The sequence below is a fragment of the Thalassobius vesicularis genome (assembly GCF_004799325.1).
In the GTDB taxonomy this organism is placed as follows: domain Bacteria; phylum Pseudomonadota; class Alphaproteobacteria; order Rhodobacterales; family Rhodobacteraceae; genus Thalassobius; species Thalassobius vesicularis.
Genome location: NZ_SSMD01000006.1, coordinates 208,612 through 233,675 on the forward strand (window position 1 = coordinate 208,612; position 25,064 = coordinate 233,675).

Here is a 25,064-nt window from a genome sequence, read left to right on the forward strand (position 1 = left end):
GCAAGCCATACCTTTGGTGGTGAAGGGCAAGCACGCGGGCTTGTCTTGGCGGTGGCGTGCGGGCAAGGTAACCCCGATTTGCGAGGAGGAGCAAGATGACCAAAGGCCCCAAGCTGCCGGCGCCGGTATTGCGGCACGTGTGCGATCTGTATGTCGACCTGGACCCGATCAAGGAGATGGGCCAAGGACAGGCCGGGCTGCGGCGCATCATCCCGATCATCGGCGGGCGCGTCGAAGGCCCCGCGCTGAACGGGCGCATCCTGAATGTCGGGGCCGACTGGCAGACGATCTGGGGCAATGGCGTGGCCGAGCTTGAGGCGCGTTATGCGTTCGAAACCGATGACGGCGCGCTGATCGAGATCCGCAACTACGGCTATCGTCATGGCCCGGCTGAGGTGCTGGCCGCCGTCGCGCGCGGCGAGGCGGTGGACCCATCGACTTATTACATGCGGACCTCGGCCCAGCTGGAGACCGGGGATTCGCGGTACGAATGGGTCAACCGGACCATGTTCAGCGGCTATGGCGCGCGTCTGGACGGGCAGGTCGTGATCTCGCTTTACGCGGTCGAGTGAAGCGCGCCGACATCGCCCTGTGCGACCGAGACCGATTTCACGATGGCGTGGCAGGGTAGCCCCGGCACCAGCCCCATTGCCGTTGCCGAGCGGCGGGTGACGCGGGCCAAGAGGTGCTCTTGCCCGCAGCGCAGCCGTACGATCGCGCCGGGGCCGTCGCCCATCCGGACTTGTTCCACCGTGACGGGCAGGACGTTCAGCGCGGAAATCCCGGTGGGGGCGGTCAGGGACAACATGATTTCATGGGCGTGGATGCGCACGCGCAGGGGCGATCCGGGGGCGGCCTGAACGCGCGGCAGCAGCAGCGCGCCGCCCGAGCAGGCCAGCTCGGTCAGCCCGTCGGGGTGGTGGGTGGTGACGCGGGCGGTCAGCACGGCGCCGGTGTCGCGCAGGCCGATCAGCGGGGCCAGATCGGGGTCTGACAGCAAATCGGCCAGCGGCCCCGCGCGCCGGACGGCACCGTTTTCCAGCAGGACCAGCGTGTTGGCCAGGCGGGCGACCTCGGTCATGGCGTGGCTGACATAGAGGATCGGCAGGCCCGCAGTGTCGCGCAGACGCTCCAGATAGGGCAGGATCTCGTCTTTGCGGGCGGTGTCCAGCGCGGCGAGGGGTTCATCCATCAACAGCAGATCGGGCGCGGACAGAAGGGCGCGGCCAATGGCGACGCGCTGTTTCTCGCCGCCGGACAGGGCGGTGGGGTGGCGGCTGAGCAGGGGGGCGAGGCCCAGCATCTGGATGATGTCGTCCTGTGGCAGCGTGGGGCGGCGGTGGAAGCGCGCGCCGTAGCGCAGGTTTTGCAGAACCGTCAGGTGCGGGAACAGGCGGGCGTCTTGGAACACATAGCCGACCCGGCGCTTATGGGTGGGCATGTCGATGCGCGCGGCGCTGTCGAACAGGGGGCTGCCGTTGACGGTGATCCGCCCGGCCTGCGGTTTCAGCAGCCCGGCGACGGCGTTGATGATCGTGGTCTTGCCCGAGCCTGAGCGCCCGAAGATCGCGGTGACGCCTTCACCAGCCTCAAACGCGGCGCGCAGCTGGAAGCCGCCGAAATCGTGGGTGATGTCGACCGAGATGCTCATGCCTGCCTCCGCCTTGTGGCGCGGCGCGCCAGCAGTTCCGAGGCCAGAAGGGCAGCCATCGACAGGGCGACCGAGACTAGGACCAGCTTCATCGCCGAGGCCTCTCCGCCCGGGACTTGCAGGAAGGCGTAGATGGCCGAGGGCAGGGTCTGGGTCTGGCCGGGGATGTTCGACACGAAGGTGATGGTGGCACCGAACTCGCCCATCGCCTTGGCAAAGCCCAGGATGGCCCCGGCGATGATGCCGGGGGCGATCAAGGGCAGGGTGATCGTCAGGAACACCCAAAGGCGCGAGGCGCCCAGCGTGCCGGCGGCCTGCTCCAGCCGGGGATCGACGGACTCGATGGCCAGCCGGATCGCGCGGACCATCAGCGGGAACGCCATGATCGCGGCGGCCAGCGCGGCCCCGGTCCAGCGGAAGGCGAGGGTGATGTCCAGCACGTCATAGAGGAACGCACCGACCGGGGCGCGACGGCCAAAGGTCAGCAGCAGCAGGTAGCCGGTGACGACAGGGGGCAGGATCAGGGGCAGGTGCACCAGCCCGTTCAGCAGTTGCAGTCCCGGAAAACGCCCGCGCGCAAGGATCAGGGCGGTCCCGATCGCCAGCGGCAGGCTGCACGCGATGGCCCACAGGCCGACCTTCAGCGACAGGGCCACGGCGGCCCATTCTGCCGGTGTCAGCCAGTCCGTCATTGCAACTCGGTCAGCGGGACAAAGCCCGCGTGACCCAGAATGGCCGAGGCTTCGGGCGATTGCAGATAGGCCAGAAAGGCGGCGGCCTGAGGCGAGGCGCTGTCAGAGGTCAGCGCGGCGGGGTAGGTGATGGGCGGATGGCTGTCGGCGGGAAAGGTGGCCAGAACGGCCACGCGCGGCTCGGCCAGGGCGTCGGAGTGGTAGGTGATGCCCAGCGGGGCCTCGCCCAGGGCGACCAGCGCCAGCGCGGCGCGGACGTTGTCGGTTTGGGCGACGCGATCCTGAATGGCGGCCCACAGGCCAAGGGACATCAGCGCCTCTTTGCCGTAAATCCCGGCGGGCACGGCGTCGATCAGGGCCATCGCCAGCGGGCCGTTGCCCAGACGGGCGGGCAGGTCGCTCAGCGTCATCGGGGCGTCCCTGGCCGGGCCGATCAGCACCAGCGCATTGCCCAGCAGATCGACGCGGCTGTCGTTGCGGATCAGCCCCTTCGCGGCCAGATGATCCATCCAGCCGGGATTGGCGGACAGGAAGATGTCGGCGGGGGCCCCGGCCTCGATCTGCCGGGCTAGGGCCGAGCTGCCCGCGAAGGACAGGGTGACGGTGTGCCCGGTTTCGGCCTGCCATTGGGTTGCGACCTGCTCTAGCGCGGTTTTCAGGCTGGCAGCGGCAAACACGGTGACATTGCCCGCCCAAAGGGCCTGGGGCAGCATCAGCAGAAGGGCAAGCAGAAGGCGCATCATGGTCCTTATGTTTTTCCGGACATATCGCCCAAGCGGGCGCGTCGGCGCAAGCGTTATTTTTCGTGGGACATATCGGAGAGCAACGCGGTGATCGTCGCGATTTCCTGTTCGCCGGCCTGCTCCATCTTGTGTTCAAGCGTGCGGAAGGCGTCCAGAACCTGTCGGCCTTCGGGGGTCAGCGTGGCGCCACCGCCCTTGGCCCCACCGCGGGACGAGGCGACCAGAGGCGCGCGGAAGGCGGCATTCATCTCTTCGACCAGCGACCAGGCACGCTTGTAGCTCATGCCCATTTCGCGCCCTGCGGCGGAAATCGAGCCCGTGCGGTGGATCAGGTCAAGAAGGTCGGCCTTGCCGGGCCCGACTTTCAGCCCGTCGGAAAAGACAAGGCGAATGCGCAGGCGCGGCAGGTGCGGGTCAGCGTCAGCAGCTGGTTTTGGTGCTGTCGGCATCGGCCGGGCCGCAGAACAGGCGGTACAGAAGCTGGATCACTTCATAGGTGTTCTGATCGGCCAGCGAATAGTAGATCGTCTTGCCGTCACGGCGAGTGGCGACCAGCCCTTCTTCGCGCAGGCGGGCCAGCATCTGGCTGACGGCGGCCTGTCGGATGTCCAGCAACCCCTCCAACTCGCCCACGGACTTTTCGCCCGAGCCGAGGTGGCACAGGATCATCAGCCGGCCTTCGTGGGCCAGGGTCTTCAGATATGCGGCGGCACTCGCGGCGCTGCGGGCCATTTCCGAAGGGGGTGCGGGAGGCGCTTCCATGTTCACGATCGTCAAGTCCTGCGCAGTTTTGGATTTCGGTTCCGGTGGATCGGGGCGTTTTGGCGACACCCGAGGCCGGAGGAAAATCAGTACACTCTTTGACGGTTGGCAGAGTTCACCGTCTATTTCGCTGATTTTATCGTGATTGTAACAGGAAATGGAAGGCGTTTCGGGGGAAACGCCTTCACATTCACGAGATTGCAGATGTTCTGATCAGTCGATCATGATCACGTTGCGGCGCGCGGCACCGGACATGGTGTCGGCAAATGCCTCGTTGATCTGGTCCAGCGTCCAGCGGCCCGAGATCAGCTCGTCAAGTTTCAGGCGGCCCTGCTGGTACAGATCGACCATCCAGGGGATGTCGCGCTTGATCGCCACGTCACCCATTTTCGAGCCCAGGATCGACTGGCCGACATCGGCCATCAGCAGCGGGGAATAGCTGGCGTTGGAGCCGAAATGCGGCAGGCCGACCATGACGACATTGCCGCCATTGGCCAGATAACGCGGGGCCTGATCGTAGACGGCGGCCACGCCGACGGTCACCAGGACGGCATCCGCACCGCGCCCGCCGAAGATTTCCTTGACCTTGTTGAAGGGCTTGCCCTCGGGGACGATGCCGTGGGTCGCGCCGAATTCCTTGGCGACCTCCAGCTTGTCGGGGTTCATGTCGACGGCCACGATGCGGCGCGCACCGGCGATGCGGGCGCCCTGAATGGCGTTCAGGCCGACGCCGCCAGCACCGATCACCACAACGTCCTGACCGGGACGGATGTTGGCGGTGTTGATCGCGGCACCCACGCCGGTAATGACGCCGCACGAGATCAGCGAGGCCGCGTCCTTGGGCATGTCCGCCGGGATCACCACGACCTGGCTTTGGTCGACAACGGCCTTTTCGGCGAATGCGCCGCAGAACATGGCCTGGTAGAGGGGCTCCCCGTTCGCATCGGTGATGGGGCCTTTTTTCCAGTCGCCGGGGTTTTCACAGACCACGGTATGCCCGCCGCCGCAGCTGGGGCAGACTCCGCACGAGCGGATCAGGGTAACGGCCACGCTGTCGCCCACGTTGATGCCCTTGACGCCCAGACCCACCGCGGTGACGGTGCCTGCGGCCTCGTGCCCGTAAACGGCGGGGATCGTGCCGCCAAAGCCGCCCTGCCAGAACGAGATGTCCGAGTGGCACACGGCGACCGCGTCGATCTTGACCTCGACCTCGCCCGGTTCGGGCGCGCGCAGGGTGATTTCTTCGATGGTCATCGGCTTGCCGTATTCGCGGCAAACGGCGGCTTTCACTTTGGTCATGGGGTGTTCCCTCTTCTCCACACGGGGGCAAGGTGCCTTTGGGGAAGGTCTTTCGCAAGTGCGAAATAATGTTCCGATACGCAAAAAAACGCAGCGTCAGATGCTATTCCGCAAGGCGGGACCGCTGGGTGGTGAAAACCACCAGCCCCAGGAACATCAAAGCGGCCGACAGCACGAAGGGCGCACCGGGCAGATGGAACGGGGCCGAGTCCGAGGTGAACAGCGCGAAAGCCTGCGTCATCAGCAGCGGCCCGACGATCATCGACACCGAGGCGAGCGAGGCGATGACGCCCTGCAACTCGCCTTGGGCGTCGTCGCGGGCGATGTGCGAGAGGAGGCCCTGCAGCGCGGGCAGGCCGATCGCGCCGATCGCCGAGATCGGGATCAGTGCCATCACCAAGCGGCCATCGGGGACGAAGGCGACCAGAAGCAGGGCGATGACCTCGATCCCCAGACCGAGGGCGATGGTTTTGGTCTCGCCCAGCAGGCGGATCGCGGGGCGGATCAATGCGCCCTGAACGACGGCCATCGAGATGCCGTAAACCGCCAGCGAGACCCCGATCATGCCGGGCGACCAGCCAAAGCGGGCCACGGTGAAATAGGCCCAGACCGAGGGGTATACCACGTTGGCCAGGTGATTGAGGAACACGACCCACAGCAGCGGCTTCGCCGGCCCCATCTTGGCAATCGCCCGAAGCGCGGAAAACGGGTTGGCTCCGGACAGGGTGAAGGGGCGGCGCGTCGCCTCGGTCACGGTTTCGCGCAGTACGAACAGGCCGAACAAGACGTTGGCGGCGGCAAGGGCGGCGGCCCCGTAAAATGGCGCGCGGGTGCCGTATTCGGCCAGCAGCCCGCCCAGCACCGGGCCCAGAACAAAGCCCAGCCCGAAGGCCGCGCCGATCAGGCCAAAATTCGCGGCCTTGTCACGTTTGTCAGAAATATCAGCCATATAGGCATAGGCGGTGGAGTGCGTCGCGGCGGTGATCCCGCCCAGAATGCGCCCGAACATCAGCCAGCCCAGCGTGCCCGCCAGCGCCATCACGATGTAATCCGCCACCATGATCGACAGCGACACCAGCAGCACCGGGCGGCGACCAAAGGCATCCGACAGGCGGCCCAGAAGCGGGCTGAACAGGAATTGCATCGCCGCGAAGACTGTCGAGAGCACGCCGCCCCAGATCGCCGCACTGGCGATGGTGCTGCCCGAGACCTCTTGGATCAGGTCGGGCATCACGGGCATGATCAGCCCGATCCCCATGGCATCGAGCGTCACCGTGATCAGGATGAAGAGGATGGGCAGGCGAAGCGTCATGAAACGGCGATATCGGATTTGGGTGACAGGGAAATGTCAGCCAAAGATAGGCGCTGGTGAAGGGCGGGGAAAGGGGGGCTGTCTGCCCCCCTCTGCGGTTTCACCGCATTCACCCCCCGAGGATATTTTCAAAAAGAAGAATTACAGGGCGCGGGTTGCGGCGGCGAAGGCGCGGGCCTCGGCCGGGGCCTGGCCGGTTTGCCGGGCGGGGTCGAAGATGTCGTCGAGCGGCAGGTCGGGATAGGCAGCGCGGGCCAGCGTGGAGAGGGGGGTGTCCTCGGCAAGGGATTGTTTGCACAGGGTTTTGATGGCGGCCTGTGCCTCGGGGCGGGGCAGGTGTTCGGCGAGGCGGAAGGAGAGCGCCTCGGCGTAGAGCAGGTCGAGGGTGGAGCTGAGCGCGGTTTGCATCGCCGCCGGGTTGGGGGCGATGGAGGCGGCCAGCGCGCGGCCGTGTTCGAGAGCCGAGGCGGTGGCGAGGCAGAGTTGCGGCAAGGTCAGCCATTCGGTGAACCAGGCGGCACCGTCGCGGTCCTGACGGTGCAGGCCGGCGCCTTGCAGGATGGTGTTCAGGCCGATGACCTGGCGCGACAGGGCGACCATGGCTGAGGGCTGCACCGGGTTCTGTTTTTGCGGCATGGTCGAGGAGCCGCCGGAGGCACCCAGGGTGACCTCGGAAATGCCGGTTTGGGTGAAGAGGATCAGGTCCTCGCCCATCTTGCCGAGGGCGGTGGCGAGGCGGCTGAGCCAGCCTGTGATCGCCAGGATCGGGCCGCGATCGGCGTGCCAGCTGCGCTGAGGATCCTTGAGATTCAACGACTTGGCGAATGCTGCGCGCAGTTCTGCGGCACGCGGGCCAAAGGCGGAACCGGTGCCTGCAGCGCCGGACAGCGAGACCAGCAGCGCGCGGTCGCGCAGGGCGGGCAGCTCGGCCAGAAGATCCAGCAGCGGGGCGCCCCAATGCGCGGCGGTCGCACCGAAGGAGATGGGCGTGGCGTGCTGGCCGTAGGTACGGCCGGGCATGGGCAGATCGGCGTGAGTTTCTGCAAGCTTTCCAAGGGATTGGGCCGTCTCGGTCAGGTTCGCCGACAGGATGTTCAGGAACTGCCGCAGGCGCAGCATCTGCGCGGTTTCCGAGATGTCCTGCGAGGTCGCGCCCCAGTGCACATATTGGGCGTGCTCGGGGGCCTGCATTTCCTTGCGGAAGGCCGCGACAAGGCCGGGGACGGTGACGCCGTTGGTGCCGGTTGCCTCGGCTAACCCACCGGGATCCAACGGAATTTCCAGCGAGGCGCGATGGATGAAGGCCGCGCTTTCGGCGGGGATCAGGCCCATCTCGCCCTGGACTTTGGCCAGGGTGCCCTCGACCAGCAGCATGGCGCGAACCTCGGCGCTGTCGGTGAACAGTTTGCCTGCCTCCCCGGCGGGGAAAAGACGGCTGTAAAGCTCGGAGGAGAAGACCGAAGCGGCCATGGCTATCCCTTTGTTATTGTTCTGAGATCTTGTTGAGAAGATGCGCCAGGCCGGCCGGATCCGCGAAGAAGGGCGAGTGCGCGCAGGGCAGGGTGTAGACGTCCTTGGCGGGCCAGTCCTGCGTCATCGTCACCTGGTATTCCGGCGGGATCGTGCGATCATCGGCGCAGCGGATGTAACTCTTTGGAACGCTTGCATAATTCGCGCCGGTTTCGACGGGGACCGAGGTCGGCTGCGTGGCCTGAATGCACAGGTTTTCAAGGGCGTATTCGGTCGTTCCGGGCGGGCAATCATGGTAAAAAATGTCTTTCACCATGGCGGGATCGGCGGTCCAGCCCAGCTTATCTTGTGTCATGCGGATCGCGGGCAACAAGGGCTGGTAGGGTGCCTCCATCCTCATCTGCGAGAGCGACAGGCCGGGTTTGGGGACGTAGGCGCACAGGTAGATCAGGCGCTGGATGTGCGAGGGGTCGCGTTCAGCGGCCAGCGTGATCGGGTAGCCTCCCATCGAATGGCCCACGACAATGGCCGGTCGGTCCAGCGCAGACAGCACCGCGTCGGCGTAAGCGTCCAGTGTAACCTTTTGATATGGCGTTGAATCCTGGCCGTGTCCGGGCAGGTCGATCGCTTGCACGCTATGACCAAGCGCCTGCAATTCGGGGATCACGTCGCGCCAGCACCAAGCGCCGTGCGCCGCACCGTGGATGAGCAGGAAATGAGCCATGAGACTGCCTTTTGCGGGGGTCGATACAGGGCATTTAGCACGGCTGGGCGCCGATTACACGCTTCGTTAACCCGCTGGAGCGTATGATTCTTTCGAATAAACGTACAAAGGGCAGGGCGCGCCGAAGAGCGCCCCGCCCAATGCCTCACATGTCGAGGAAGACGGTCTCGTCATCGCCCTGCAGGCGGATGTCGAACCGGTACTGGCCGTCGCCGGTCTTCTTGGCGATCAGGGTGTCGACGCGGTTGCGCTGTTCGATGCGCGACAGCAGCGGGTCGGCGCTGTTGTCTTCGTCCTCGAAGTAGATGCGGGTCTGCAGGCCGATGTTGATGCCGCGCGCGACGATCCACAGCGCGATATGCGGGGCCTGGAACCCACCGCCGCGCATCGGCGTCTTGCCGGGCTTGACGGTGCGCAGGGTGAACTCGCCGGTGTCCTTGTGGGCGGCGAAGCGGCAGAAGCCGTTGACCTTGGCGTCGGCGCCAGCCTGACCGGGGAACTTGCCCGCGGCGTCGGCCTGCCAGCTTTCGATCATGGCATCGCGCAGCGCCCAGCCGGTGCCGTCGATGACCGACCCGGTGATGGTGATGACTTCGCCGGCGGCACCGTCTTCGATGGCGCGCAGGCCCAGATCCTCGGGGTAGATGCCGGGGTTGCCGGCAAAGGTCGGGATCGTGCCGATGTGCACGTAGGGGCCTGCCGTCTGCGACGGGGTTTCAACGAGAGTGTCGAGTTTCTGGACCATGACTTACATCCCTTCCAGTTTGTTTTCGAACATGGTCTGGCGACGGCCGCGCAGAACGATGTCGAACTTGTACGCGAGGAAATCGAGCGGACGCGATTTCGAGAAATCCAGCGCCGAGACCAGGCGGTCCAGCTGGCTGCGGTTCTTGATGGTGGCCGCGATCGGGCAATGGTCGATCAGCGGGTCGCCCTCGAAATACATCTGGGTGATCAGGCGCTGCGCAAAGCTGTGGCCGAAGACCGAGATGTGGATGTGCATCGGGCGCCATTCATTGCCGCGGTTGGGCCAGGGGTAGGCGCCGGGGCGGATGGTCAGGAACTCGTAATATCCGTTCTCGTCGGTGATGGTGCGTCCGCAGCCGCCGAAATTGGGGTCGAGCGGCGCCAGGTAGGTGTCCTTGATGTGGCGATAACGGCCACCGGCGTTCGCCTGCCAGATCTCGACCAGCGTGTTGGGCACGGGGCGGCCGTTCTCGTCCAGCACGCGGCCGTGCATCAGGACGCGCTCGCCGATGGCGGGCTTGTTGGCGTCCTTCGAGAAGTTGATGATCAGGTTGTTGTCCATCGGCCCGATCAGGGAATGGCCGAAACGGGGGCCGGTTTCCTCGGACGGGGTGGATTCCATCGACAGCAGCGGCCACTTGGGCGAGCGCGGCACGCTGGTCTTGTAGTCGATGTCATACGCAGCCGGGTGCATGGCCCGGTTGCGGGGGATCAGCGGCCCCATGTCGGTCGGGATGATCGGATCGCTCATTCCTGGGTCTCCTCCATTTCGGCGTAAGTTGCCTTGGCGATTTTCAATGCGTGGTTGGCGCGGGGGACGCCCGCGTAGATGGCGACGTGCTGGAACGCTTCGAGGACGTCGGTCTTGCTGGCGCCGGTGCGGGCGGTGGCGCGGATGTGCATGGCGATTTCCTCGAAGTTGCCGGTCGCGGCCAGCAGGGCGAGGGTGATCATCGAGCGTTCGCGCGGGGTGATCCCGTCCGAGGCCCAGACGGTGCCCCATGCGCCCTCGGTGATGAGGGTCTGGAAGGGCTCGTCGAAGGGGGTTTTGGCGGCCTCGGCGCGGTCCACATGGGCGTCACCCAGAACGCGGCGGCGGACCTGCATCCCGGCGTCGAATTTATCAGACATGGCCGATCTCCTTCAGGAAATTGGTAAGGATTTCCGCGTATTCCTGCGGCTGTTCCACACAAGGGAGGTGGCCCGCCTTGCGGATGAGATGAAATTTCGACCCCGGCACCAGATCGACGGTTTCGCGCACCAGATCGGGGGGCGTCGAGCCGTCCTCGGACCCGGCGATGCCCAGCAGGGGCAGGCGCAGACCAGAGGTGGGCGTGTAGAAATCGGTGCCCGAGATCGCGGCGCAGCAGCCGACGTAGCCCTCGACCGGCTGGCGGACCAGCATGTTGCGCCAGGCCTGGAATTCGGGCGTGTCACGGAACGGTTTGGAGAACCAGCGTTCGAGGATCGGGCCCTCGAGGGCTTCGATGCCGCCTTCGTTCACGGCCTTGATGCGGTCGGCCCACATCTCGGGCTGGCCGATCTTGGCGGCGGTGTTGGACAGCACGACCGCGCGCACCAGGTCCAGCCGTTTGACGGCCAAACCTTGCGCGATCATGCCGCCGATCGACAGACCGACGAAGACGCACTCCTTCACCCCGAGGTGATCCAGCAGCCGTTCGACATCGCGCACCAGCGTCCCCATGGAATAGGGGGCGGGGGTGCAGTCGGACAGGCCGTGGCCGCGCTTGTCGTAACGGATCAGGCGCAGGCCTTGGGGCAGCAGGGGCAGAACCTGATCCCACAGGCGCAGGTCGGTCCCCAGCGAGTTGGCGAAGACCACGGGCGCACCCGCAGGGTCCCCGTCATCGCGGTAGTGAAGTTTGACGTCTCCGAGGTCGGCGATTTTCATCAGAAGGGCAATCCTACATAGTTTTCGGCCAGCACGGTCTGTGCGGCATCATTTTCACGCAGGAATTCAAGGTCGGCCCGTTGCATCTTGATGTCAAACTCGGACTGATCGGGGAAGCGGTGCAGCAGGTTGGTCATCCACCAGCTGAAACGCTCGGCTTTCCAGATCCGGGCCAGGGCTTTTTGCGAGTAGACGTCCAGCCCGTTGGAGTCCTTGTCCAGGTAGTGCTGGCGCAGACCGGTATAGAGGTAGTGGATGTCGGACGCGGCGGTGTTCAGGCCCTTGGCGCCGGTCGGCGGCACGATGTGGGCGGCGTCACCGCACAGGAACAGCGCGCCGTAGCGCATCGGCTCGGTGACGAAGCTGCGCAGGGGCGCGATGGATTTCTCGATCGAGGGGCCGGTGACCAGACGCTCGGCCGCTTCTTCGGGGATGCGGCGCTTCAGCTCGTCCCAGAACGCCTGATCGGACCAGTCGTCGGGGCTGTCGGAAAGGGAACACTGCACGTAATAGCGCGACAGGTTGGCGTTGCGCATGGAGCACAGCGCGAAGCCGCGGGCGGAGTTGGAGTAGATCAGCTCGTGGTCCACGGGCGGGGTTTCGGACAGTACGCCCAGCCAGCCGAAGGGGTAGACCTTTTCGTATTCGCGGCGCACCGACAGCGGGATCGCCTGACGCGAGGGGCCGTGGAAACCGTCACACCCGGCGATGAAATCGCAATCCAGACGCTGCGACTGGCCGTTATGGGTGAAGGTGACGTAGGGCTTTGCGGTCAGGTCGTGCAATTCGACGTCGGCCACGCCGTGCAGGACGGCGCCGCCCATCTTTTCGCGGGCGTTGTAGAGGTCGCGGGTGACCTCGGTCTGGCCGTAGACGACGACGTGGTTGCCGGTGTGCTTGGCAAAGTCGATGCGGAATTGTTCGTTGTCATAGGCGATGAGGGTGCCGTCGTGGATGAAGCCCTCTTTGTCCATCCGCTCGGCCACGCCGGCCTCGCGCATGAGGTTGACGAAACCGGTTTCCAGAACGCCGGCGCGGATGCGGCCCAGAACGTATTCGCGGGTCTGACGCTCCAGCACGACGGTGTCGATCCCGGCCTTGTGCAGCAGCTGGGACAAAAGCAGCCCCGAGGGGCCGCCACCGATGATGGCAACTTGAGTACGCATGTGATTCCTCCCGTTCGCGTTGTCAAATGGTTGCAAAACTAGTGTACAGTGTCAATTACATTTGCGCAGAATAATTAACAATGCAAATTTGTTCGGAAAAATTGGACGAAACCGTCAGAGGAACCGGGTCAGCGCGGTCTGGAACATGTCCGAATCGACGTTGCCGCCAGTGGCGACGGCGATGACGTGATCGCCCTCGATCTCGTCGCCGTGGAACAGGGCAGCGGCCAGTGCTACGGCCCCGCCGGGTTCGACGACGATCTTCAGACGCAGAAAGGCGAGGGCCATTGCGTGCAGGCAGTCGTCTTCGCTGACGGCGATGCCGGGGCCACACAGGCGATGCATCACCGGAAAGGTCAGGTTGCCCGGTTGCGGCGTGATGATGGCGTCGCAGATCGAGCCGGACAGGCGGGCGTTGCGCTGGATCGTGCCGGTGGCGAGCGAGCGTTTCACGTCGTCAAAGCCCTGCGGTTCAGCCGGACGGGTGCGCAAGGTGGGGGCGTGTGCCTCTAGCGCCAGCGCGATGCCCGAGGTCAGGCCGCCGCCGCCGGTGCAGATCAGAACGTCAGCGTTTTCAATGCCTTGCTCGGCGGCTTGTTCGGCGATTTCCAGCCCGCAGGTGCCTTGGCCGGCGATGACTTGCGGCTCGTCGAAGGGTTTGATCAGGGTCAGGCCGCGCTCGGCCGACAGGCGGTCGCCGATGGCGTCGCGGTCCTCGGTCGCGCGGTCATAAAGCACGACCTCGGCCCCCAGGGCGCGGGTGTTGTCGATCTTCAGCTTGGGCGCGTCCGAGGGCATGATGATGACGGCGGGCGCACCATGCAGAGCGGCGGCATAGGCCACGCCCTGCGCGTGGTTGCCCGAGGAAAAGGCGATCACGCCGCGCTTGCGGGTGTCCGGGTCCAGCGCCGAAACGGCGGACCAGCCGCCGCGGAACTTGAAGCTGCCAGTGTGTTGCAGGCACTCGGCCTTGACCCACAGTTTGCGGCCCGCGATGTCATCCAGAAACGGCGAGGACAGGAGCGGCGTGCGGCGCGCGTGGCCCGCAAGGCGCTGGGCGGCGGCGTGGATCATGTCGATGTTCATTGCAGGGCCTTTATCCAGTGGGTCAGCGCGTCCAGCGCCTGGGGTTCGTCAAGGAACGGCACATGGCCGCGATCGGGCACGTGGGCGACGATCAGGCCGGGCAGGACGGCGGCCATTTTGTCCACGGCCTCGGCGGTCAGCAGGTCAGAGTTCGCCCCGTGGATCACCGCGCAGGGCAGCGGCGCAATGGCTGCGAAGAGGGGCCACAGGTCGGGGCTGTCGCCCGATTGCAGGCTTTCGGCCACGGCATCGCGCAGGCGGGGGTCATAGTTGATCTCGACGCCGCGCCGTGTCTGCACGAAGGTGTGGGTGACCTCTGTCCGCCACCGCTCGGCCGGGACATTGGCGAAGCCGGGCATCTGCGCGCGCATCAGGGCGTAGTCGTCCAGCGTTTTGGCGTCGGGGTTCACGCCCAGATAGGTCATGATGTTGGCGAGGCCGGCCATGTTCAGCTCTGGCCCGACATCGTTCAGGGCGACGCCCAGCAGGCGGTCCTTGGCGGTGGCGGCCATCACCATGCCGATCAGCCCGCCGCGCGAGGTGCCCAGGATCGCCACCTTGTCCAGCGACAGGTGGGCCATCAGCTCCAGCACGTCCTGGGTTTCGCGGGGGATGGAATAGGTGCTGTAATCCTCGGCCCAGCCGGATTGGCCACGGCCCCGGTAATCCATGCGGATCAGGCGAACGCCCGGCAGGTGTGGGGCGACGAAATCGAAGTCGCGCGCGTTGCGGGTCAGCCCCGCAAGGCACAGGATTGGCAAGCCGCTGCCCTGATCCTCGTAATGGATGGAAACGCCGTCGGAAGTGGTGAATTTGGCCAATTTACCCTCGTGCCAATGCTGGAATGCCCGTCAGATCCGAGAGGATATGCTGCGGCCGTCCCGGCAGGCGATCCTCGGGCGCGTTGGCGCGGTTGACCCATGCCGTGACGAATCCGTAGGACGAGGCCGCCGCGGCATCCCACCCGTTCGAGGACACAAACAGAACCTGATCGGGGGCGCAACCGAAGCGTTGACCGACAAGGTCATAAACCACGGAGGCGGGCTTGAAGATGCCAACGGATTCGACCGACAGGCAATCGTCCAGCACATCGCCCAAGCCCGCCGATTGCACCGCCCCGTCCAGCATCGCGGGCGAGCCGTTGGACAGGATCGCGGTGTTCATACCGCCGGCTTTCAGGTCGGACAGCATTTGCGGCACTTCGGGGTAGGCCGAAAGCTCCCAGTAGAGTTGCAGCAGGCGCGCGCGCAGGGCGGGGTCGGACAGGCCCACGGCCTCCATCGCCCAGTCCAGACCATCCTGCGTGACCTGCCAGAAGTCGCAATGCTGGCCCATGACGGCGCGCAGCCAGCTGTATTGCAACTGCTTTTGGCGCCAGTGCTCGGCCAGCGCGGGCCATTTCTCGGCCAGGGCGGCGTTGCCGGGCTCAGTCGCAGCCTCGCGCGCGGCGGCGGCCACGTCGAACAGGGTGCCATAGGCGTCGAAAATGCAGGTCGTGATGGTCATGTGTGTCTCCTCCCGGTCCCGAAGGTGGCACGCGCGGACGCCGCTGGGAAGCCCGGTTTGCAATCCGGACCCATCACGGTTAGGTTCTCTGCCATCGCCAGAGTACCCGTCCGATGGGCGGCCTCTTCACTCAATCCCCTGAAAAAGGACAGGACTAGGCATGACGCAAGTCAAACCGGGCGACAAGGTGCGCCTTCACTATACCGGAACGCTGGAAGACGGCTCGCAATTCGACAGCTCGGCCGGGCGCGATCCGCTGGAATTCACCGTGGGCTCGGGGCAGATCATCCCCGGTCTGGACCGTGAAATCCCCGGCATGGTGGTCGGCGACAAGAAAACCGTCGTGATCGCACCGGCAGACGCCTACGGCGAAAGCCACCCCGACGCCATCCAGGCGATCCCGCGTTCGAACGTACCGGCGGAAATCCCGCTGGAGCTGGGCCTGCAACTGCAGATGCAGTCGCCCTCGGGCCAGATCGTGCCGGTGACCGTGGTCGGCATCACCGAAGAAGAGGTGACGCTGGACGCCAACCACCCGCTGGCCGGCAAGGCGCTGACCTTCGCGATCGAGCTGGTCTCGATCGGCTGACACGGCTGACGACGGAAGGCCCCACGCGGCGGGGCTTTCCCTTCGGTGGCGGCGTGCTAGGCTTTCGACAAAGCCGGAGGACGCCATGCCCAACACTGCCGAAACACTGCTGGAACGCATCCGCACCCTTCAGGACGAATTCGAAGCCGAACTGGCCAAACGCCGCGCCGAGTTCCGCTACCGGCTGGAAAACGGCCGCGTCGTCTGGGAGGAAGAAGCCCGCCGCCAACACCGCGAACTCAAGGTGCGCCTGCTGGCTTTCTTGCGCCGCACCCGCCCGATGGTGGTGCTGACCGCCCCGGCGATCTACGCACTGATCGTGCCCTTCGCACTGCTAGACCTGTTCGTGACGGCCTACCAGGCAATCTGCTTTCCGGTCTACGGCATCCCCAAGGTCCGCCGCATCGACCACATCCGCATCGACCGCCACCACCTGGCCTATTTGAACGGCCTGCAAAAACTGAACTGCGTCTATTGCGGCTACTGCAACGGCCTGCTGTCCTACGTGCGCGAGATCGCCGGCCGGACCGAGGCCTACTGGTGCCCTATCAAACACGCCGCCCGCGTCGATGGCGTGCATCCTCACTACGGCAGTTTCCTAGAATACGGCGACGGTGAGGGGTTTGAGAAGGGGCTTAGCCGGTCTCGAAACAAGCTGAAAAAGCTCAAAGGCACAGATTAGTCTCTCGGCGCCGCGCCACCGGCCCGGTTGGAATTTGAGTATTTGGGTCAGAAAGAAGCAGGGGGCCGGGAAAGCCCCCATCTTGGTTTCTTTCTGATAAAAATACTCTATTCCGCCGAGGGGGCCAGCGCGTGGGTTGTCAGGCGAAGTCGACCAGAATAGCCCCGCTGCGTTTGCCGGCTTCGACCGCCTGATGAGCGGTGGCGCAGTCGGCGGCAGGCAGGATTTGCGCGATGTCGATGTTGAGTGCGCCTTCGGTCAGGGCGGCGTGCAGACGCATGATGGCCTGGATGCGCTCGGGCATGGGCAGCAGGTAGATCAGCACCATGCGCAGTGTGACGTGTTTGAACATCAGCGCGTAGAAGGGCATTTGGAACTCGGGGCGCTGGGCGGAGCCGTAGGCGGCGATCGTGCCGCCGATGGTGATCACTTCGGCGATCATGTCGATGTTGCGCCCGGCTTCGACCTCGATCACCCGGTCGATGGGGCGGCCATCGTTTGCAGCCAGCACTTGCGCGGCCAGGTCGGGGGCGGTGTAGTCCAGCACCGCGTCGGCGCCTGCGGCTGTGACACGGCCTGCAAGCGCGGGGGAGCTGGTGGCGATGACCTTTGCGCCGCCCCATCTTGCCAGCTGCACGGCCAGCAGACCAACCGTGCCCGAGCCGCCTGACACCAGCACCGTTTGCCCGCGCACGTCGCCATCGGCGAAGACGCAATGGGCCGCTGTCAGTCCGGGAATGCCCAGCACGGCCCCGGTTTGCAGCGTTACGTCATCAGGCAGCGGCACCGCCTGGGCCTGCGGCAGGGCGACGTATTCGGCCGCCGTGCCGTGGGCGCGTTGCCAGGCGGCGTTCCAGATCCAGACACGCTCGCCGATCCGGTCCTTGGGGACGCCGGGGCCGACCGCCTCGATCACGCCGGAGCCGTCGGAATGCGGGATCATCACCGGAAAGGGCGGTTTGGTCACGCCGGGCCGCGCGCCACCGCGCAGTTTGACGTCCGAGGGGTTCACCCCGGAAAACCGCACCCGGACAAGTACTTCGCCAGCGCAGGGAACCGGCTTTGGCAGGGTTTCCAGCGTCAGGACGTCGGCGGCAGGTCCAAGGGACCGGTAGGTGATGGCGCGCATGATGATCCTCCCCTCTCATATGGCAGGGGAATGGTATCGCTGCGCCGCGCAAATGCAATTGCGCAAAACGCGTATTGTTCTGAAAGCCCTGGCGCTTACTTGCGGCGCAGGCGGATCACCACGTCGACGCTTGCGATCTCGGCGCCGCGGGGGGCGTCGGGCAGGCGCGAGATCACCAGTTGATCCACGGGCGCATCGGTCAGGCGGCCGTCATCCTCCCAGAAGAAATGGGGGTGGTCGCGGGTGTTGGTATCGAAATAGCTGCGCGAGCCGTCAACGGTGACTTCCTGCATCAGCCCCGCCTCGCAGAACGCGCGCAGGGTGTTGTAGACCGTCGCCAGCGAGACGCTTTCGCCCTGATCCATGGCGGCCGAGTACAGGCTTTCGGCGGTGACGTGGCGGTGTTGGCCGTCGCCCACCAGCAAGGCCGCCAGTGCCGCGCGTTGCCGCGTGGGGCGCACCCCGGCCTCTGCCAGCCAGCTGGCGCCGCGTTCCTTGGCCTGATCCGTCATGATCATGTCGTACATTCCCTTGTTCACCTGTTAATATAAGGGAGCAGGGCAGGCAATTTCAATTGAAAACAGGTCGCAACTGGCGGGGTGCGACATTGGCTTGGCCTTGCGTGGGGGGCAAGCCGGGTGCTACAGGGAAAGGCAACAGAAAAAGACCGATCAAAGGGGTTCCGGCCACATGTCCCAATATCCGAGCAGTTTCGACCGCGACGACCTTCTGAAATGCGCCCGAGGCGAGCTGTTCGGGCCGGGCAATGCCCAGCTGCCCGCGCCGCCGATGCTGATGATGGACCGCATCACCGAGATTTCCGGCGACGGCGGCCTGCACGGCAAGGGCCACGTGGTGGCCGAGTTCGACATCACCCCGGACCTGTGGTTCTTCGACTGCCACTTCCCTGGCAACCCGATCATGCCCGGCTGCCTGGGCCTGGACGGCCTGTGGCAGCTGACCGGCTTCAACCTGGGCTGGCGCGGCTGGCTGGGGCGCGGCTATGCGCTGGGCGTGGGCGAGGTCAAGCTGACCGGCATGGTCCGTCCGGACCGCAAGATGCTGACCTACAAGGTGGATTTCACCAAGGCGATCCAAACCCGCCGCCTGACCATGGGCGTGGCCGACGGCATCGTCGAGGCCGATGGCGAAGTGATCTATGTCGTCAAGGACATGAAAGTCGCGCTGAGCGAGAGCTGAGCTTTCGCGACCACCGAGATCGAAAATGGGGCCCGTCGGGCCCCTTTTTTGTTGCTCACTCCAGCAGCGGTGAGCCGGAGTTCTGGCTCAGCAATTCCTGCACCAGTGGGTTGGGGAAGCGGCGGCGCAGGGTGACGGCGTAGAAGGTTTCCCGGATCCGCGGGTGCTCGTTCGCCTCTTTGAGGCGGCCCGAGGTGAGTTCGTCCTTCACCACGATGGGGGCGACCAGGGCGAGGCCGATATCCTCGCGGGCCAGAAGGCGCATCATGGCCATGTCGTCGACCTCGGCCGCGATCTGGGGGCGGACGGACAGGCGGCTGGCCATCGCGTCGAACGCCGTGCGCAGGCTGCTGTCGGTGGTCGGCAGGATGAAGGGCTGTTCGCGCAGCAGATCGCGGATCGGGCGGTCGGGGTCCAGCCGGTCGGGGGTGCCGACGATGCTGACCTCTTGCTCGCCGATCTGGTGGGTCTCGAACGGGGTCAGGCTGTCGTCGGGGGGCGGGCGGTTCATCAAGACCAGGTCGAGGTTGAGCGTACCCAGCCCTTCGAGCAGTTCCGCCGGGCTGCCGGAGCGCAGGATCACCTCGACGTCCAGACGGGCCAGGATCGGGCGCAGAAATCCGATCTGAAAGTTGCGCGACAGGGTGGCCAGCGCACCGACGCGCAGCGCCTTGCGGGTCTGGACGGTGCCCGTCAGCGTGGCCACAAGCTCTTGTCCCGTCGAGAAAATCGCGTCCGCGTGGTCCAGCGCGATGCGGCCGGCCTCGGTCAGGTGCAACTGGCGGCCACGGCGTTCGAACAGCGGGTGGCCTAGGCGGTCCTCTAGCTGCTTGATCTGCACCGACAGCGCCGATTGCGACAGGTTCAGCCGCTGCGCGGTGCGCGTCAGGTTGCCGTCATGCGCGACGGCCCAGAAGTACCGGAGGTGATGATAGTTCAGCGGCATTCGATATAAATAATCGAACGAAAACTCCATAACAATGAATTTTTCATGGCATTTGGGCTGTTCTAAGTGATCGGGGCAACGACATCCGAGACCCGAAGGAGCCCGATCATGGCGTATCTGTATCTTCCCCTCGTCAGCCCGTTGGTGCTGCTGCTGGCCGCGTCTCTTGCAGCGCGTCACCCCGGCAAACGACCCGGCCGCGTGCCGCATCTGGCCGAGGTTGCTGCCTTTGCCGCCTTTGCCGTCGCGGTGCTGTCGGCGGGGGTGTTGGTGGTCAACGGCCCCGGCACCTCGGGGTTGATCGGGTTTGCCGGGGTGGGGCTGTCGGTGCGGCTGGATGCGGTCAGCGCGGTGATGCTGGTGCTGGTCAGCTTCATCGGGTGGATCGTGCTGCGCTACAGCCGGACCTATATGGACGGCGAGGCGCGGCAGGGTGCGTTCACCGGCTGGATGACGGTGACGCTGGCGGCGGTGCTGATGCTGGTGATGTCGGGCAATCTGGTGCAACTGTTCGCGGCGTGGATGCTGACCAGCCTGTCGCTGAACCGGCTGCTGCTGTTCTACCCCGAGCGTACCACGGCCCAGCGCGCCGCCCGCAAGAAGGCCGTCGTTGCGCGGCTGAGCGAAGGCGCTTTGGTGGGGGCGTTCGTGCTGCTGATCGCCACGACCGGTAGCACGGATATCGCAACGGTGCTGGATTCGGCTCAGGCTGATTGGATGACGGTCGGCGCGGCGCTGATGTTGGCGATGGCGGCGGTTCTGGCCTCGGCCCAGTTTCCGCTGCACGGCTGGCTGACCGAGGTGATGGAGGCGCCGACGCCCGTTTCCGCGCTGCTGCATGCCGGGGTGATCAACGCGGGCGGGTACCTGCTGGTGCGGTTCGCGGACGTGATGCTGCTGGCGCCCGGGGTGATGGCGCTGCTGGTCATGCTGGGCGGCTTCACGGCGCTGTTCGGCGGGCTGGTGATGCTGACGCAACCGGCGGTCAAGACCTCGCTGGCGTGGTCGACGATTGCGCAGATGGCCTTCATGATGATGCAATGCGGGCTGGCGCTGTTCCCGCTGGCGCTGCTGCATATCGTGGCGCATTCGCTGTACAAGGCGCACGCGTTCCTGAGCTCGGGCACGGCGGTGCGCAATGTCGCCGCGATCCGCAGGCCCGGCCCGATCGCGGTGCCGAGCGCGCGCAACGTGCTGCTGGCCTTTGCCATCGCCATCGCGATTTACGCCGGTCTCGGCGCGGTTCTGGGGTTCGAGGGCAAGTCGGTTCAGGCCATCGCCCTGGGCGTGATCCTGATCTTTGGCGTGGCCTATCTGCTGGCGCAGGGCTTTGCGGATACCGCCCCGCGCGAGCTGATGCGGCGCACCGTGGCCTATGCGCTGGTGACCTCGGTCAGCTATTTCGCGCTGCAACTGGTCGCGCTGTCGCTGACCGCCGGAACCCTGCCGCCGACCCCGGCCCCCGGCCCGCTGGAATGGGCGCTGATCGTGCTGGCGCTGGTCAGCTTTGGCGGCGTCGCGCTGGCGCAGGCGACGTTCCCGCTGTGGGCCTCGCACCCGGCGGCGGCGGGGCTGCGCGTGCACCTGACCAACGGACTTTATGCCAATGCCCTCTTTGACAGGCTGCTGGACGGTTGGTCCAGACGGTCGGCACTCTGAAAGGAACCTTGCTGATGTTTGCAAAACTGGAATCCTATCCCGCCGCGCTGCTGGAACTGGTGGCCGTGGCCAACCAGTCCGCCAAGGCGATCCCGCCGCTGTTCCCGCTGTCGGCCTCGGTCGCGGTGAACCCGTTCCTGGGCCAGGCCGGAGAGCCGCTGGCCGTTACCGCCGCCCGTCTGGCGCGGGTCGGGGGTGCGCGGGTTGTGCCCGAGCGGTCCCATTGGGCCGCGAAATGGCAAGCCGGAGTAATCACCGAGGCGGACCTGCGTGAGGCGCTTGCTGCTGTAGCGGGGCGGTTCAACCTGCCCACGTTGGCGGAGGTCATGGAGGCCGCGCGCCAGCCCGCCCCCGCGCCCAAGGCACTGCCGACCGTGGCTGAACTGGCGGCCGAAGTGTCGGGGATTGATTGGCCCGAGCTGATCGACGACCGCATCGGCGCTTGGGCCGCTGGTCATTTCGATCAGGGGCAGGCGCTGTGGAAACAGGCCGACGCGGGCGGGCCGTTCAGCGCATGGCGCGAGTTTGCCACGCGCGATCTGACGCCGGAAATCCTTGGCCTGACAGGGTTTTGCGCCTTCGCGGCGGGGACCAACCGCTCGCATTGGCGGGCGATTGGCCGGGCGTCGGAACGGCTGGGGCTAAGCTCGGCTGCCGCGCCGACGGCGTTCCATCGCTGGCTGATGACGCTGGGCGGCTGGGCGCAATACGGGCGCCATCTGCTGTGGCAGGCCGAGTTGGACGGCGTGCAGGACAGCACCGTGACCGAGCTGCTGGCCGTCCGGATGGTGTTCGACGAGGCGCTGTTCGATCTCTACGAAGACCAGATCGCCACCCGCTGGGCCGAGGCTGTCGCCGCGCATCAGGCTCCGGTCACGCCGTCGCGCGATCAGGTGATTGATGCGGTCTGGCAGGACGCGGCGGAGCGGGCGGAACAGCGGATTTTGGCGGGCAAGTTCGGGGGGGCGTCGCGCAAGGCTGCGGGGCGCCCGCAGGTGCAGGCGGCGTTCTGCATCGACGTCCGATCCGAGGTGTTCCGTCGCGCGCTGGAGGCGCAGGATGCGGGGATCGAGACGCTTGGATTTGCCGGCTTCTTTGGGCTGGCCAGCGCGCACAGGGCGGCGGGGTCCGATGTGATCGAGCGGCGCGGGCCGGTGCTGTTGCGGCCGGGTCTGGAGACGCGGGCGGCTGAACCAGTGCGGACTGATCTGGCGCGGCGTACCTCGGCCCGGGCCAAGCGGGCTTGGGGGCGGTTCAAGCTGGCGGCGGTGTCGTCCTTTGCGTTTGTCGAGGCGACCGGGCCGCTTTACGCCGGTAAACTGGTGCGGGACGCGCTGGGGCTGGGCGGCCAGTCCGCGCCGGAACCCGCGCCGGTGCTGGACCCCGCGATCGGGCTGGAGGCGCGGGTTGGCATGGCCAGGACGGTGCTGACCGCGATGTCGCTGACCGAAGGGTTCGCGCCCATCGTTCTGCTGGCGGGTCACGGGGCCGAGGTGACCAACAACACCCATGAAAGCGCGCTGCAATGTGGGGCCTGCGGTGGCTTTGCCGGCGACGTGAACGCGCGGTTGCTGGCGGGGGTGCTGAATGATGGCAACGTGCAGGCCGGACTGCGGGGGCAGGGGATCGAGATCCCCTTGGACACCGTATTCGTGGCGGCGTTGCACAACACGACGACCGACGCGGTGACGCTGTATGAGCGGGATTTGCCGGTGACCAAGCGGCCGGATGGCCTGAAGCAGCTGAAAAGCTGGCTGGCCAATGCGGGTGCCCTTGCCCGGGCCGAGCGGGCGCAGCGTTTGCCGCGCGCCTTGGCGGGGCGGGATGTGGCGCGGCGGGCGCGGGACTGGGCCGAAACGCGGCCCGAATGGGGGTTGGCCGGGTGCCGGGCCTTTGTCGCCGCCCCGCGCCACCGGACCGAGGGCGCGGACCTGTCCGGGCAGGCGTTCCTGCACACGTACGATTGGCGGCGTGACGATGGCTTTGCGGTGCTGGAACTGGTGATGACCGCGCCTGTCGTGGTGGCCAGTTGGATCAGCCTGCAATATTACGGCTCGGCCGTGGCGCCGGACCTGTTCGGCGGTGGCAACAAGCTGCTGCATAATGTGGTCGGCGGCATCGGCGTGCTGGAGGGCAACAACGGCGCCCCGCGTCCGGGCCTGCCATGGCAATCGGTGCAGGACGGAGAGCGCCTGCAACACGACCCGTTGCGCCTGTCGGTGATCATTGAAGCCCCGCGTGAGGCAATGACGGATATCCTGAGCCGTCACCCGCAGGTGCGCGCGCTGTTCGACAACGGCTGGCTGCACCTGATGGCCATGGACGATCACGGCCAGCTGGCCTGGCGCTATCGCGGTGATCTGAAATGGACGCGGATCGCCGCCCCCGCTGAGAAGGCGCAGTCGATCGCAGCGGAATAGCCATGCCCCCAGCCCGGCGATGATTGTCGCGGTTTCCCATCCCTCCTTGCACCCGGCCCCCCAAGCCCCTAGTAAGACAGTAGCAAATAAGGGAGTGCTCGTATGCGTCGAGTAGTGGTCACCGGGCTGGGCGTCGTGTCGTCCATCGGGAACAATGCCGCAGAGGTTCTGGCCTCGCTGAAAGCCGGGAAATCCGGTATCACCGCCAACGAGGCGATGAAGGAACACGGGTTCCGCAGCCAGATCGCGGGCGACGTGAAGCTGGACATCACCGAGCATGTCGACAAGCGCACGCTGCGCTTCATGGGGCCGGGCGCGGCCTATGCCTATATCGCGATGGGGCAGGCGATTGCCGATGCCGGTCTGGAGGAGGCCGATATCGTCAACCCGCGCACCGGTCTGGTGGCAGGGTCGGGCGGTCCGTCGACCAGCGCGCTGTTCGCGGCACATCAGGTGGCCCTGTCGTCGGGCGCGACCAAGCGGATCGGGCCGTTCGCGGTGCCGAAATGCATGAGCTCGACCATCTCGGCCAACCTGTCGACGGCCTACAAGATCAAGGGCATCAACTATTCGATCACCTCGGCCTGCTCGACCTCGCTGCATTGCATCGGCAACGCGGCGGAACAGATCATGCTGGGCAAGCAGGACGTGATGTTTGCCGGCGGCGGCGAGGAACTGGACTGGACCCTGTCCTGCCTGTTCGACGCGATGGGCGCTATGTCGTCCAAGTATAACGACACGCCGGACCGCGCGAGCCGCGCGTTCGACGCCAACCGTGACGGGTTCGTCATCGGTGGCGGCGGCGCGATCCTGGTGCTGGAAGAGCTGAGCCATGCGCTGGCCCGCGGCGCCAAGATTTACGCCGAAGTGACCGGCTATGCGGCGACCTCGGACGGCCACGACATGGTCGCCCCCTCGGGCGAAGGCGGCGAGCGCGCGATGCGCCTGGCTCTGCAGTCGCTGGAGGCTGGCCGCAAGGTCGGCTACATCAACGCGCACGGCACCTCGACCCCGGTGGGCGATGTCGGCGAGGTTGAGGCGGTGCGCCGCGTCTTTGGCGAAGGTAACACGCCGCTGATTTCGTCGACCAAGTCGATGACCGGTCACAGCCAGGGCGCGACGGGCGCTCAGGAAGCAGCCTACTGCCTGCTGATGCTGGAGAACGACTTCATCGCGCCCTCGATCAACGTGGAAACGCTGGATCCGGCGATCAACGCGGGCGAGATCGCGACGAAACTGGTGGAAAATGCGGGCCTGGATACGGTGATGACCAACAGTTTCGGCTTTGGCGGCACCAACGGTTCGATGCTGCTGTCGAAATACCGCGGCTGAGGTCGGCGCCGCTTTCTTGCAAAGAAAGCGGTCCGAA

Annotated in this window: 27 protein-coding genes; 7 read left to right on the forward strand and 20 right to left on the reverse strand. The window is 65.9% G+C overall.

Annotated elements, in window-relative coordinates; all coding sequences use genetic code 11:
• The first annotated feature begins 95 nt into the window (after positions 1-95).
• Positions 96-572 carry a DUF3237 domain-containing protein gene (locus E7681_RS13760; protein ID WP_136339878.1) on the forward strand — a complete coding sequence of 159 codons (477 nt, stop codon included), beginning with the start codon at positions 96-98 and terminating at the stop codon, positions 570-572.
• Here E7681_RS13760 and modC read toward each other — a convergent pair.
• From modC to E7681_RS13845, 17 genes are all read right to left on the reverse strand, one after another.
• A complete protein-coding gene (gene modC / locus E7681_RS13765; RefSeq protein WP_136339879.1) occupies positions 557-1,651 on the reverse strand; it encodes a molybdenum ABC transporter ATP-binding protein in 1,095 nt (364 codons plus the stop codon). The genes E7681_RS13760 and modC overlap by 16 nt on opposite strands.
• Positions 1,648-2,343: a molybdate ABC transporter permease subunit gene (gene modB / locus E7681_RS13770; RefSeq protein WP_136339880.1), complete on the reverse strand. Its 696-nt coding sequence runs from the start codon at positions 2,341-2,343 to the stop codon at positions 1,648-1,650. The genes modC and modB overlap by 4 nt, the downstream gene beginning before the upstream one ends.
• Positions 2,340-3,086 carry a molybdate ABC transporter substrate-binding protein gene (gene modA / locus E7681_RS13775; protein ID WP_136339881.1) on the reverse strand — a complete coding sequence of 249 codons (747 nt, stop codon included), beginning with the start codon at positions 3,084-3,086 and terminating at the stop codon, positions 2,340-2,342. Before modA ends, modB begins: the two co-directional genes overlap by 4 nt.
• A 53-nt stretch (positions 3,087-3,139) precedes the next feature.
• The gene (locus E7681_RS13780) at positions 3,140-3,535 is read right to left on the reverse strand and encodes a winged helix-turn-helix domain-containing protein (RefSeq protein WP_136339882.1); all 396 of its coding nucleotides are present in this window, start codon (positions 3,533-3,535) and stop codon (positions 3,140-3,142) included.
• Positions 3,507-3,848 (reverse strand): ArsR/SmtB family transcription factor, encoded by a 342-nt coding sequence (locus tag E7681_RS13785; RefSeq protein WP_136339883.1) that lies wholly within the window; start codon positions 3,846-3,848, stop codon positions 3,507-3,509. Before E7681_RS13785 ends, E7681_RS13780 begins: the two co-directional genes overlap by 29 nt.
• Positions 3,849-4,061: 213 nt before the next feature.
• Positions 4,062-5,147 (reverse strand): Zn-dependent alcohol dehydrogenase, encoded by a 1,086-nt coding sequence (locus E7681_RS13790; RefSeq protein WP_136339884.1) that lies wholly within the window; start codon positions 5,145-5,147, stop codon positions 4,062-4,064.
• A 103-nt stretch (positions 5,148-5,250) separates the two neighbouring features.
• A complete protein-coding gene (locus tag E7681_RS13795) occupies positions 5,251-6,459 on the reverse strand; it encodes a TCR/Tet family MFS transporter (protein ID WP_136339885.1) in 1,209 nt (402 codons plus the stop codon).
• Positions 6,460-6,600: 141 nt separating this feature from the next.
• Positions 6,601-7,929, reverse strand: coding sequence for a class-II fumarase/aspartase family protein (locus tag E7681_RS13800; protein ID WP_136339886.1), 1,329 nt, complete (start codon positions 7,927-7,929; stop codon positions 6,601-6,603).
• A gap of 13 nt (positions 7,930-7,942) precedes the next feature.
• Positions 7,943-8,653 (reverse strand): alpha/beta fold hydrolase, encoded by a 711-nt coding sequence (locus E7681_RS13805; RefSeq protein WP_136339887.1) that lies wholly within the window; start codon positions 8,651-8,653, stop codon positions 7,943-7,945.
• 145 nt (positions 8,654-8,798) lie between these two features.
• On the reverse strand, positions 8,799-9,398 hold the full coding sequence (gene pcaG / locus E7681_RS13810) for a protocatechuate 3,4-dioxygenase subunit alpha (protein ID WP_136339888.1): 600 nt from the start codon (positions 9,396-9,398) through the stop codon (positions 8,799-8,801).
• A 3-nt stretch (positions 9,399-9,401) separates the two neighbouring features.
• A complete protein-coding gene (gene pcaH / locus E7681_RS13815; protein WP_136339889.1) occupies positions 9,402-10,151 on the reverse strand; it encodes a protocatechuate 3,4-dioxygenase subunit beta in 750 nt (249 codons plus the stop codon).
• A complete protein-coding gene (gene pcaC, locus E7681_RS13820) occupies positions 10,148-10,531 on the reverse strand; it encodes a 4-carboxymuconolactone decarboxylase (RefSeq protein WP_136339890.1) in 384 nt (127 codons plus the stop codon). Before pcaC ends, pcaH begins: the two co-directional genes overlap by 4 nt.
• Positions 10,524-11,312: a 3-oxoadipate enol-lactonase gene (gene pcaD, locus E7681_RS13825; protein ID WP_136339891.1), complete on the reverse strand. Its 789-nt coding sequence runs from the start codon at positions 11,310-11,312 to the stop codon at positions 10,524-10,526. The genes pcaC and pcaD overlap by 8 nt, the downstream gene beginning before the upstream one ends.
• Positions 11,312-12,478, reverse strand: a complete 1,167-nt coding sequence (gene pobA, locus E7681_RS13830; RefSeq protein WP_136339892.1) for a 4-hydroxybenzoate 3-monooxygenase — start codon at positions 12,476-12,478, stop codon at positions 11,312-11,314. Before pobA ends, pcaD begins: the two co-directional genes overlap by 1 nt.
• A gap of 114 nt (positions 12,479-12,592) precedes the next feature.
• Positions 12,593-13,564 carry a threonine ammonia-lyase gene (locus tag E7681_RS13835; protein ID WP_136339893.1) on the reverse strand — a complete coding sequence of 324 codons (972 nt, stop codon included), beginning with the start codon at positions 13,562-13,564 and terminating at the stop codon, positions 12,593-12,595.
• Positions 13,561-14,385 (reverse strand): alpha/beta fold hydrolase, encoded by an 825-nt coding sequence (locus E7681_RS13840; RefSeq protein WP_136339894.1) that lies wholly within the window; start codon positions 14,383-14,385, stop codon positions 13,561-13,563. Before E7681_RS13840 ends, E7681_RS13835 begins: the two co-directional genes overlap by 4 nt.
• Before the next feature lies 1 nt (position 14,386).
• Entirely contained in the window at positions 14,387-15,070 is a 684-nt protein-coding gene (locus tag E7681_RS13845) for a haloacid dehalogenase type II (protein WP_136339895.1), read from the reverse strand.
• Positions 15,071-15,230: 160 nt separating this feature from the next.
• Here E7681_RS13845 and E7681_RS13850 point away from each other — a divergent pair, with 160 nt between their 5' ends.
• Both E7681_RS13850 and E7681_RS13855 read left to right on the forward strand, forming a co-directional pair.
• The gene (locus tag E7681_RS13850) at positions 15,231-15,659 is read left to right on the forward strand and encodes an FKBP-type peptidyl-prolyl cis-trans isomerase (protein WP_136339896.1); all 429 of its coding nucleotides are present in this window, start codon (positions 15,231-15,233) and stop codon (positions 15,657-15,659) included.
• 85 nt (positions 15,660-15,744) lie between these two features.
• Positions 15,745-16,341 carry a hypothetical protein gene (locus E7681_RS13855; protein WP_136339897.1) on the forward strand — a complete coding sequence of 199 codons (597 nt, stop codon included), beginning with the start codon at positions 15,745-15,747 and terminating at the stop codon, positions 16,339-16,341.
• A gap of 139 nt (positions 16,342-16,480) precedes the next feature.
• On the opposite strand, the gene E7681_RS13860 is transcribed toward E7681_RS13855, so the two are convergent.
• Positions 16,481-17,470: an NADPH:quinone reductase gene (locus tag E7681_RS13860; protein WP_136339898.1), complete on the reverse strand. Its 990-nt coding sequence runs from the start codon at positions 17,468-17,470 to the stop codon at positions 16,481-16,483.
• Between the two features lie 95 nt (positions 17,471-17,565).
• On the reverse strand, positions 17,566-17,982 hold the full coding sequence (gene irrA, locus E7681_RS13865) for an iron response transcriptional regulator IrrA (RefSeq protein WP_136339954.1): 417 nt from the start codon (positions 17,980-17,982) through the stop codon (positions 17,566-17,568).
• 178 nt (positions 17,983-18,160) lie between these two features.
• On the opposite strand from irrA, the gene fabA reads away from it, so the two are divergent.
• A complete protein-coding gene (fabA, locus tag E7681_RS13870; RefSeq protein ID WP_136339899.1) occupies positions 18,161-18,670 on the forward strand; it encodes a bifunctional 3-hydroxydecanoyl-ACP dehydratase/trans-2-decenoyl-ACP isomerase in 510 nt (169 codons plus the stop codon).
• Between the two features lie 55 nt (positions 18,671-18,725).
• Here the strand turns inward: fabA and E7681_RS13875 are convergent, their stop codons facing one another.
• A complete protein-coding gene (locus tag E7681_RS13875) occupies positions 18,726-19,616 on the reverse strand; it encodes a LysR family transcriptional regulator (RefSeq protein WP_136339900.1) in 891 nt (296 codons plus the stop codon).
• A gap of 108 nt (positions 19,617-19,724) precedes the next feature.
• On the opposite strand from E7681_RS13875, the gene E7681_RS13880 reads away from it, so the two are divergent.
• From E7681_RS13880 to fabB, 3 genes are all read left to right on the forward strand, one after another.
• Positions 19,725-21,275, forward strand: a complete 1,551-nt coding sequence (locus tag E7681_RS13880; RefSeq protein WP_136339901.1) for a proton-conducting transporter transmembrane domain-containing protein — start codon at positions 19,725-19,727, stop codon at positions 21,273-21,275.
• A gap of 14 nt (positions 21,276-21,289) precedes the next feature.
• Positions 21,290-23,695, forward strand: coding sequence for a YbcC family protein (locus E7681_RS13885; RefSeq protein ID WP_136339902.1), 2,406 nt, complete (start codon positions 21,290-21,292; stop codon positions 23,693-23,695).
• Positions 23,696-23,797: 102 nt separating this feature from the next.
• A complete protein-coding gene (fabB, locus tag E7681_RS13890) occupies positions 23,798-25,027 on the forward strand; it encodes a beta-ketoacyl-ACP synthase I (protein ID WP_136339903.1) in 1,230 nt (409 codons plus the stop codon).
• Positions 25,028-25,064 lie beyond the last annotated feature (37 nt).

Bases quoted from the DNA above. Each gene is read 5' to 3' on its own strand.
- E7681_RS13760 (WP_136339878.1), top strand. From the start codon at position 96: ATGACCAAAGGCCCCAAGCTGCCGGCGCCGGTATTGCGGCACGTGTGC.
- modC (WP_136339879.1), bottom strand. From the start codon at position 1,651: ATGAGCATCTCGGTCGACATCACCCACGATTTCGGCGGCTTCCAGCTG.
- modB (WP_136339880.1), bottom strand. From the start codon at position 2,343: ATGACGGACTGGCTGACACCGGCAGAATGGGCCGCCGTGGCCCTGTCG.
- modA (WP_136339881.1), bottom strand. From the start codon at position 3,086: ATGATGCGCCTTCTGCTTGCCCTTCTGCTGATGCTGCCCCAGGCCCTT.
- E7681_RS13780 (WP_136339882.1), bottom strand. From the start codon at position 3,535: ATGCCGACAGCACCAAAACCAGCTGCTGACGCTGACCCGCACCTGCCG.
- E7681_RS13785 (WP_136339883.1), bottom strand. From the start codon at position 3,848: ATGGAAGCGCCTCCCGCACCCCCTTCGGAAATGGCCCGCAGCGCCGCG.
- E7681_RS13790 (WP_136339884.1), bottom strand. From the start codon at position 5,147: ATGACCAAAGTGAAAGCCGCCGTTTGCCGCGAATACGGCAAGCCGATG.
- E7681_RS13795 (WP_136339885.1), bottom strand. From the start codon at position 6,459: ATGACGCTTCGCCTGCCCATCCTCTTCATCCTGATCACGGTGACGCTC.
- E7681_RS13800 (WP_136339886.1), bottom strand. From the start codon at position 7,929: ATGGCCGCTTCGGTCTTCTCCTCCGAGCTTTACAGCCGTCTTTTCCCC.
- E7681_RS13805 (WP_136339887.1), bottom strand. From the start codon at position 8,653: ATGGCTCATTTCCTGCTCATCCACGGTGCGGCGCACGGCGCTTGGTGC.
- pcaG (WP_136339888.1), bottom strand. From the start codon at position 9,398: ATGGTCCAGAAACTCGACACTCTCGTTGAAACCCCGTCGCAGACGGCA.
- pcaH (WP_136339889.1), bottom strand. From the start codon at position 10,151: ATGAGCGATCCGATCATCCCGACCGACATGGGGCCGCTGATCCCCCGC.
- pcaC (WP_136339890.1), bottom strand. From the start codon at position 10,531: ATGTCTGATAAATTCGACGCCGGGATGCAGGTCCGCCGCCGCGTTCTG.
- pcaD (WP_136339891.1), bottom strand. From the start codon at position 11,312: ATGAAAATCGCCGACCTCGGAGACGTCAAACTTCACTACCGCGATGAC.
- pobA (WP_136339892.1), bottom strand. From the start codon at position 12,478: ATGCGTACTCAAGTTGCCATCATCGGTGGCGGCCCCTCGGGGCTGCTT.
- E7681_RS13835 (WP_136339893.1), bottom strand. From the start codon at position 13,564: ATGAACATCGACATGATCCACGCCGCCGCCCAGCGCCTTGCGGGCCAC.
- E7681_RS13845 (WP_136339895.1), bottom strand. From the start codon at position 15,070: ATGACCATCACGACCTGCATTTTCGACGCCTATGGCACCCTGTTCGAC.
- E7681_RS13850 (WP_136339896.1), top strand. From the start codon at position 15,231: ATGACGCAAGTCAAACCGGGCGACAAGGTGCGCCTTCACTATACCGGA.
- E7681_RS13855 (WP_136339897.1), top strand. From the start codon at position 15,745: ATGCCCAACACTGCCGAAACACTGCTGGAACGCATCCGCACCCTTCAG.
- E7681_RS13860 (WP_136339898.1), bottom strand. From the start codon at position 17,470: ATGCGCGCCATCACCTACCGGTCCCTTGGACCTGCCGCCGACGTCCTG.
- irrA (WP_136339954.1), bottom strand. From the start codon at position 17,982: ATGACGGATCAGGCCAAGGAACGCGGCGCCAGCTGGCTGGCAGAGGCC.
- fabA (WP_136339899.1), top strand. From the start codon at position 18,161: ATGTCCCAATATCCGAGCAGTTTCGACCGCGACGACCTTCTGAAATGC.
- E7681_RS13875 (WP_136339900.1), bottom strand. From the start codon at position 19,616: ATGCCGCTGAACTATCATCACCTCCGGTACTTCTGGGCCGTCGCGCAT.
- E7681_RS13880 (WP_136339901.1), top strand. From the start codon at position 19,725: ATGGCGTATCTGTATCTTCCCCTCGTCAGCCCGTTGGTGCTGCTGCTG.
- E7681_RS13885 (WP_136339902.1), top strand. From the start codon at position 21,290: ATGTTTGCAAAACTGGAATCCTATCCCGCCGCGCTGCTGGAACTGGTG.
- fabB (WP_136339903.1), top strand. From the start codon at position 23,798: ATGCGTCGAGTAGTGGTCACCGGGCTGGGCGTCGTGTCGTCCATCGGG.